Source organism: Achromobacter ruhlandii (assembly GCF_902859695.1).
Classification (GTDB): domain Bacteria; phylum Pseudomonadota; class Gammaproteobacteria; order Burkholderiales; family Burkholderiaceae_B; genus Achromobacter; species Achromobacter ruhlandii.
On the sequence record NZ_CADIJL010000047.1, the window covers coordinates 22,097 to 29,153 of the forward strand.

Sequence of the window (7,057 nt, forward strand, 5' to 3'; positions counted from 1 at the left end):
GCTCGCCATAGAACCCCGCAGAAATCACGTTCCGCGGGTTTTTTTTGCGCCTGGACAGGACGGACGGCATCGTCGCGATGCGACGGGTGCGTGCGCGAACGCGATCTTTGTGTCCTACCTTTCATGCATAGCGGTTCTATGTCGTCGTCTTTGGAAATATAGTCGAGCCAAAATCTTCGGCAGCGTTCCTCCTCATGTCCTCCCGCCTTCTGCCCGGCGCCCGATGGGCGAGCGTGGCGATCTTCTTCGCCAGTGTGTTTTCCGTAGTGCCCGGCACGGTTCATGGCGCGCCTGACGCACTGCTCATCAGCACCCAGGGCGCCAACGGCGCGCCCGCCTGTATGCTCTGCCACGGCGCCCACGGAGAAGGCAATCCGGTCTCCGGCTTTCCGCGATTGGCAGGCGCTGGCGCGGCCTATCTGCAGGAACAGCTTGAGGCCATCGCCAACGGCTCGCGCGTCAGTCCCGTCATGACAGCCATCGCCAAGACACTGGAACCGGCGCAACGCGAGGCCATGGCGCAGTTCTACGCCGCGCTGCCCTCCCCCCTGGACACCGACCGCCTGGCCGCCACGGCGCTGCAGTCTCCCAAGCCCGCCGACGTGGGCGCCTGGCTCGCCATTCGTGGCGCCTGGGACAGGAACATACCCGCCTGCAACCAGTGCCACGGCCCCGGCGGCATCGGGGTGGGCGATCATTTCCCAAGCCTGGCGGGCCAGCCCGCCGCCTACCTCGCCGAACAGTTGCGCCTCTGGCGTGAAAACCAACGTCCGCCCGGCCCGCTGGGCTTGATGGCGGCGGTCGCCGCGCGCCTGACAGACGCCGAGATCACCGCGGTGTCCGCCTACTACGCCGGCCTGCCCAGGACCGCCGACCCGCTCGCCACGCAAGCCGGCACCGCCGCGAAGGCCAAGCCATGATCCCGCCCTCCTCCCGTCTGCGCCCGCTGCAGGTTGCCGTCCTTGCGCTGCTGGTCATCAGCGCGATCGTCCTGGCCACCGCGATTCGCAACGGGCGCCCGACGTTTCCCACGACGGCCCCTCCTCGCCCGCCAGCCGATGCGCCCGCCGATCGGACGTCAATCCTTGGTCCTGCGGCCGCCGCGCCGCGGCCCGATACCCGCCCCGCTTTCACGCCGCCATCGGCCGCCTCACTGCCGGACACGGCATTCGGCAAGACCGTGCGCCAAGGCGAGCAGATCTTCCTACATACGCCGCAGAACGCTCCCCAGTTCGCGGGCAACAACCTGAATTGCTCCAGCTGCCACCTGGACGCCGGCCGCCGCCCCGACGCCGCGCCCATGTGGGCAGCCTACGTGATGTATCCGGCCTATCGCGCCAAGAACGGCCACGTCAATACGCTCGCCGAACGATTGCAGGGTTGTTTCCGTTTCAGCATGAACGGCAAGCCACCCGCGGCCGACGATCCGGTCCTGGTCGCCCTGCAGACCTACATGTTCTGGCTCGCCGACAAGGCGCCCACCGGCGTGCCGCTCAAGGGCCACGGCTATCCGAAGCTGGCGGCGCCGCCGCAGAAGGCCGACTACCTGCGGGGCAGCCAGGTCTACGCCCGGAACTGCGCCGTCTGCCATGGCGACGAAGGCCAGGGTCAGAAGAATGGCGAACACTGGGTCTTCCCGGCCTTGTGGGGGCCCGATTCCTTCAACTGGGGCGCCGGCATGCATCAGATCAAGAACGCCGCCGGCTTCATCAAGGCCAACATGCCATTGGGCCGCGGCGGCCTGCTGAGCGACCAGGAAGCCTGGGACGTGGCCTACTTCATGAACGCGCACGAACGTCCGCAAGATCCGCGCTACACCGAATCCGTGGCCAAGACCCGCGCCAAATACCACGATTCCGAGGATTCGCTGTACGGCCTCGAAATCAATGGCCACCTGCTTGGCAGCGAGGCGCCGCCGTCCGGAGGCAGGCTGGCGCAGGGCGCCGGGCGCTGAGGCCGGATTTCATCGGCCCATGACGACGGCTTGCGAACCAAACCGTCACGCCATGCGGCACCGATCGATTTTCGCGCAGCCCCCGAGCCTGTCCGACGCCGATCGGCAGCTGCGCCGGCACGCGTTGCTGCGTCTGTCGCTGGCGTGGCTGGCGATGATGCAGGTGATGATGTTCGCCTGGCCGGGCTATCTGCGCCACGAGGGCATCCCCAAGGACGCCCTTGATACGCTCGACTGGGCCATCGTGCTGATGAACTGGGCCAGCCTGGCCCTGACGGTGCCGGTGGTGCTGTATTCGGCCTGGCCGATCTGGCGCCACGCCGGCGCCAACCTGCGCCAGGGCCGCGCCGGCATGGACGTGCCGGTGGCGCTGGGCATCGTCGCCGCCTTCATTCCCAGCGTGCACGCCACCTACACCGGCCACGGCGAGGTCTATTTCGATTCGGTCACCATGTTCGTGGCCTTCCTGCTGACGGCGCGCTACCTGGAACTGTGCGCGCGCCAGTCGTTCGGCGGCAGCGCCGGCGGTCAGCGCCACGCCCGGGTCGAGGCGCAACGCCAACTGCTGGGCGCCGGCGCCGACCGGCTGGCTTCGCGCTTCGTCATGGCGCAGGTGGCGCTGGCGCTGGCCGCGGCGGCCGCCTGGGCCTATATCGATCCGACCCGCAGCCTTCCCGTCATGGTGGCGCTGCTGGTGATGAGTTGTCCCTGCGCCATGTCGATGGCGGTGCCCACCGCCATGGCGTCGGCCCATTCGGCGCTGGCGGCCCATCCGTCGATGTCCGACGCGGCGCTGGACACGCTGCTGGCCCAGGCGCAGCGCAAGGCGCGCCAGAGCCTGCATGGCTCGCTGGCCTGGCATCTGTTGATGACGCCGCTGGCGCTGGTCGGCTGGGTCACGCCCTGGCTGGCGGCGATCGCCATGCTGGTGTCGTCGTTGGCGGTGGCATGCAACGCGTGGCGGTGGGCCCGCCGCGATTGGTCCGCTGATCTGGCATGCGCCGAAGCGCCGGGGTCCGCCCCATGATCATTCTCTACCTGCTGCTGCCGCTGTCCCTGCTGTTCGTGCTGGTCATCGGCGTGTCATTGTGGTGGGCCGTTTTCAATGGCCAATATGACGATACCGACAACGCCGGCGCCGCCATCCTGCGCGACGACGACAGCGGACCGACGGTTCGCGGATGATTCGGATCGAATCCCATATTCATATCGACCCTCATCATTGAAACTGGAGGCTGTTGTTTTGAAAAAGGGGCGGTAATGGACCATTACACCGCCATCGCGAGCAAGTCCGACACCTTCAACTACCGTATCGTCCGGCAGTTCGCATTGGTCACCGTGTTCTGGGGCATCGTCGGCATGACCGTGGGCGTTTTTCTCGCCGCGCAGCTGATCTGGCCTCAGTTGAATTTCGACACCGCCTGGCTCAGCTACGGCCGCCTGCGTCCGCTGCACACCAACGCCGTGATCTTCGCCTTCGGCGGCAGCGCGCTGTTCGCGACCTCGTACTACGTGGTCCAGCGCACCTGTCAGGCCCGCCTTTTCTGTGACTGGCTGGCCGCCTTCACGTTCTGGGGCTGGCAGGTCGTCATCGTCGGCGCTGTCATCACCTTGCCGCTGGGCTACACCAGCAGCAAGGAATACGCCGAACTCGAATGGCCCATCGACATCCTGATCACGCTGGTCTGGGTGGCCTATGCCATCGTGTTCTTCGGCACCATCATCAAGCGCCGCGCCAAGCACATCTACGTGGCCAACTGGTTCTTCGGCTCGTACATCCTCACCATCGCCATCCTGCACATCTTCAATAACATCGAGATGCCGGTGACGCTGTGGAAGTCCTACTCGGCCTACGCCGGCGTGCAGGACGCCATGGTGCAGTGGTGGTACGGCCACAACGCGGTCGGCTTCTTCCTGACCACCAGCTTCCTGGGCATGATGTATTACTTCGTTCCCAAGCAGGCCGGCCGTCCGATCTATTCGTACCGCCTGTCCATCGTCCACTTCTGGGCGCTGGCCTTCACCTACATGTGGGCCGGTCCGCACCACCTGCTGTACACCTCGCTGCCCGACTGGACCCAGTCGCTGGGCATGACGTTCTCGCTGATTCTGCTGGCGCCGTCGTGGGGCGGCATGATCAACGGCATCATGACGCTGCAGGGCGCCTGGTACAAGCTGCGCACCGATCCGATCCTGAAGTTCATGGTGACCGCGCTGTCGTTCTACGGCATGGCCACGTTCGAAGGCTCGATGATGGCGATCCGCACCGTGAACGCGCTGTCGCACTACACCGACTGGACCATCGGCCACGTGCACTCGGGCGCGCTGGGCTGGGTCGCGATGATCTCGTTTGGCTCGCTCTACTACCTGATCCCGCGCCTGTATGGCCGCGAAAAGATGTACAGCGTCAAGGCTATCGAACTGCACTTCTGGATCGCCACCATCGGCGTGGTGCTGTACATCGCCGCGATGTGGATCGCCGGGGTGCAGCAGGGCCTGATGTGGCGCGACACGGCGGCCGACGGCACGCTGGTGTACAGCTTCGTCGAAGAGCTCAAGACCCGGGTGCCGTATTACCTGATCCGGCTGCTGGGCGGCACGCTCTACTTGTCGGGTATCTGGATCATGGCCTGGAACGTATGGAAGACGGTGAGCGGCGCGAAGGCGGTCAACCCCGCCATTCCGCCGGACACCGCCCACGCCGTCGGCGCGCCGGCCACCGCTTGACGAGGACATCATGGCCGACAAGCAACAAGGATTTTTCTCCCACCAGACGCTCGAAAAGAACATCGGCTGGATGATCATCGCCAGCATCCTGGTGGTGTCCTTCGCCGGGCTGGTGCAGATCGTGCCGCTGTTTTTCCAACACAGCACCACGCAGCCGGTGGCGGGGGTCGAACCCTACAGCCCGCTGCGCCTGATGGGGCGCGACGTCTACATCCGCGAAGGCTGTGTGGGCTGCCACTCACAGCAGATTCGTGTATTGGCGGCCGAAGTGCAACGTTACGGCCCCTACTCGCTGGCCGCGGAGTCCATGTACGACCATCCCTTCCTGTGGGGTTCCAAGCGCACCGGCCCGGATCTGGCGCGCGTGGGCGAACGCTACTCCGACGAGTGGCATCGCATCCACCTTCGCAACCCGCGCCTGGTGGTGCCCGAGTCCAACATGCCGGCCTATCCATGGCTGGAAAAGACGGTGATCACCGGCCAGAACGTCGAGCAGCGCATGCGCGCGCTGCGGGCCCTGGGCGTACCGTATACCGACGAAGAGATCGCCGCCGCGCCCAAGGCCATCGAAGGCAAGACCGAAGAGGACGCGCTGGTAGCCTACCTGCAAGGGCTAGGCGTAGGCGTGCGCAAGGCGCAGCAGGCCAGGAAGGCGGAAGATGCCAGGAAGGCCGAGGAATCCAGGAAGGCGGAAGAGGCCAAGAAGGCCGAAGAAGCCAGGCAGGCGGCGCAGCCCGCCGCCTCGGGAGGTTGATCATGGCCTACGTAAGCGCAATCGTCACCGCGATCTCGATGGCAACCTTCCTCGGCATCGTCTGGTGGGCCTGCTCGCGCGGCCGCCAGGGCGCCAACAACGAATCGGCGATGCTGCCGTTCGCGCTGCCCGATGAATTCGGGCCGGCACAACAAGACGGAGCGGATCGGCCATGAGCGATTTCGTCAGCGGCTTCTGGGGCTACTTCATCTCCATCGTCGCGGTCGGCGGCGTGGTGTTCTGCGTGACGCTGCTGTACTCGCAACGCCGCTGGCTCGGCGCCAAGCCGGCCGGCGGCCAGGCGGACGACACCGGCCATGTCTGGGATGGCGACCTGACCGAACTGAACAACCCGGTGCCGGGCTGGTGGACCTGGATGTTCTTGTTGGCGTGCGCGGTCGCGCTGGGCTACCTGTTCTTGATGCCGGGCCTGGGAACATACCAAGGCCTGCTGGGCTACAGCAGCGCCGACGAAGTGGCGCGGCAGCAGGCCAGGATGGCCGAGGCCGTGCGCCCGATCTACGCGCGCTTCGAGACCATGACCGTGCCGCAGATCGCCGCGGACCCGGGCGCCCGGGAGATCGGCCAGCGCCTGTTCCTGAACACCTGCGCGCAATGCCACGGTTCCGACGCCAAGGGCGGGCCCAGCTTTCCCAACCTGGCCGACAAGGACTGGCTGTATGGCGGCTCGCCCGACACCATCATGCAGACCATCACTTATGGCCGCGTCGGCGTGATGCCGGCCTGGAAAGCCGCCATCGCCCCCAAGGCTGCCGGCGACATCGCGCAATACGTGCGGTCGCTGTCGGGGCTGGACGCGGATCCGGAGCGGGTATTGCGTGGCCAGCGCGGCTATCAGACCTACTGCATTGCCTGTCACGGTGTCGATGGCAAGGGCAACCAGGTCCTGGGCGCGCCGAATCTGACCGACGAAGTCTGGCTTTACGGCAGTTCGGAAGCGTCCATCGTCAAGACCATCCTGGATGGGCGCGAAAATCACATGCCGGCGCACGGCGACATCCTGACGCCGGTGCAGATCAAGCTCCTGACGGCCTGGGTCTGGGGCCTGTCGAACAAGCCCGACGCGCAGGCGCGGCCGGCCCCGCCGGCCGGCCCGGCCGACTAGGCCTCGCCCCATGGATGATGGGTCAACCTCAAGCGTCAGCAGTCCGCCTGGCGGCGACCCGCCACCCTGGCGGCCGCACGTGCGGCCGCCGCGTCCGGGCCAGGAAACGCTGGAGCAGACCCTGGCCGGCGTGCGCGGCAAGATCTATCCGCGCTCGGTCAGCGGCATCTTCGCGCGCTGGCGCATCGCCTTCGTGTTCCTCACCCAACTGATCTTCTACGGCCTGCCGTGGCTGCAATGGAACGGCCGCCAGGCGGTGCTGTTCGACCTGGGCGCGCGCAAGTTCTACCTGTTCGGCTTGGTGCTGTGGCCGCAGGACGTGGTCTACCTGGCGGTGCTGCTGGTGATCTCGGCGCTGGCGCTGTTCCTGTTCACCGCGGTGGCCGGGCGGCTGTTCTGCGGCTACGCCTGTCCGCAGACGGTCTACACCGAGATCTTCATGTGGATCGAGCGCAAGGTCGAAGGCGACCGCGTCGCCCGCATCCGCCTGGATGAA

9 protein-coding genes are annotated in these 7,057 nt (G+C 66.3%); all 9 read left to right on the forward strand.

Annotated elements, in window-relative coordinates; all coding sequences use genetic code 11:
- Window positions 1-194 precede the first annotated feature (194 nt).
- On the forward strand, window positions 195-920 hold the full coding sequence (locus HV742_RS29865) for a c-type cytochrome (RefSeq protein ID WP_175147100.1): 726 nt from the start codon (window positions 195-197) through the stop codon (window positions 918-920).
- Window positions 917-1,954 carry a c-type cytochrome gene (locus tag HV742_RS29870; protein ID WP_175147101.1) on the forward strand — a complete coding sequence of 346 codons (1,038 nt, stop codon included), beginning with the start codon at window positions 917-919 and terminating at the stop codon, window positions 1,952-1,954. The genes HV742_RS29865 and HV742_RS29870 overlap by 4 nt, the downstream gene beginning before the upstream one ends.
- A gap of 52 nt (window positions 1,955-2,006) precedes the next feature.
- Window positions 2,007-2,981 carry a P-type ATPase actuator domain-containing protein gene (locus tag HV742_RS29875; RefSeq protein ID WP_175147102.1) on the forward strand — a complete coding sequence of 325 codons (975 nt, stop codon included), beginning with the start codon at window positions 2,007-2,009 and terminating at the stop codon, window positions 2,979-2,981.
- The gene (gene ccoS, locus HV742_RS29880) at window positions 2,978-3,139 is read left to right on the forward strand and encodes a cbb3-type cytochrome oxidase assembly protein CcoS (protein ID WP_045953287.1); all 162 of its coding nucleotides are present in this window, start codon (window positions 2,978-2,980) and stop codon (window positions 3,137-3,139) included. The genes HV742_RS29875 and ccoS overlap by 4 nt, the downstream gene beginning before the upstream one ends.
- Before the next feature lie 75 nt (window positions 3,140-3,214).
- On the forward strand, window positions 3,215-4,681 hold the full coding sequence (ccoN, locus tag HV742_RS29885) for a cytochrome-c oxidase, cbb3-type subunit I (RefSeq protein WP_175147103.1): 1,467 nt from the start codon (window positions 3,215-3,217) through the stop codon (window positions 4,679-4,681).
- A 10-nt stretch (window positions 4,682-4,691) separates the two neighbouring features.
- The gene (gene ccoO / locus HV742_RS29890; protein WP_175147104.1) at window positions 4,692-5,435 is read left to right on the forward strand and encodes a cytochrome-c oxidase, cbb3-type subunit II; all 744 of its coding nucleotides are present in this window, start codon (window positions 4,692-4,694) and stop codon (window positions 5,433-5,435) included.
- Complete coding sequence (locus tag HV742_RS29895) at window positions 5,435-5,611, forward strand: cbb3-type cytochrome oxidase subunit 3 (protein WP_175147109.1); 177 nt, start codon at window positions 5,435-5,437, stop codon at window positions 5,609-5,611. The genes ccoO and HV742_RS29895 overlap by 1 nt, the downstream gene beginning before the upstream one ends.
- On the forward strand, window positions 5,608-6,561 hold the full coding sequence (ccoP, locus tag HV742_RS29900) for a cytochrome-c oxidase, cbb3-type subunit III (RefSeq protein ID WP_175147105.1): 954 nt from the start codon (window positions 5,608-5,610) through the stop codon (window positions 6,559-6,561). Before HV742_RS29895 ends, ccoP begins: the two co-directional genes overlap by 4 nt.
- A 10-nt stretch (window positions 6,562-6,571) precedes the next feature.
- On the forward strand, window positions 6,572-7,057 hold a 486-nt coding region (locus HV742_RS29905), incomplete at its 3' end, for a 4Fe-4S binding protein (protein WP_175147106.1).

Excerpts from the sequence above, each read along its gene's own strand:
- ccoO (WP_175147104.1), top strand. The coding sequence starts at position 4,692 with ATGGCCGACAAGCAACAAGGATTTTTCTCCCACCAGACGCTCGAAAAG.
- ccoN (WP_175147103.1), top strand. The coding sequence starts at position 3,215 with ATGGACCATTACACCGCCATCGCGAGCAAGTCCGACACCTTCAACTAC.
- HV742_RS29865 (WP_175147100.1), top strand. The coding sequence starts at position 195 with ATGTCCTCCCGCCTTCTGCCCGGCGCCCGATGGGCGAGCGTGGCGATC.
- ccoP (WP_175147105.1), top strand. The coding sequence starts at position 5,608 with ATGAGCGATTTCGTCAGCGGCTTCTGGGGCTACTTCATCTCCATCGTC.
- ccoS (WP_045953287.1), top strand. The coding sequence starts at position 2,978 with ATGATCATTCTCTACCTGCTGCTGCCGCTGTCCCTGCTGTTCGTGCTG.
- HV742_RS29875 (WP_175147102.1), top strand. The coding sequence starts at position 2,007 with ATGCGGCACCGATCGATTTTCGCGCAGCCCCCGAGCCTGTCCGACGCC.
- HV742_RS29870 (WP_175147101.1), top strand. The coding sequence starts at position 917 with ATGATCCCGCCCTCCTCCCGTCTGCGCCCGCTGCAGGTTGCCGTCCTT.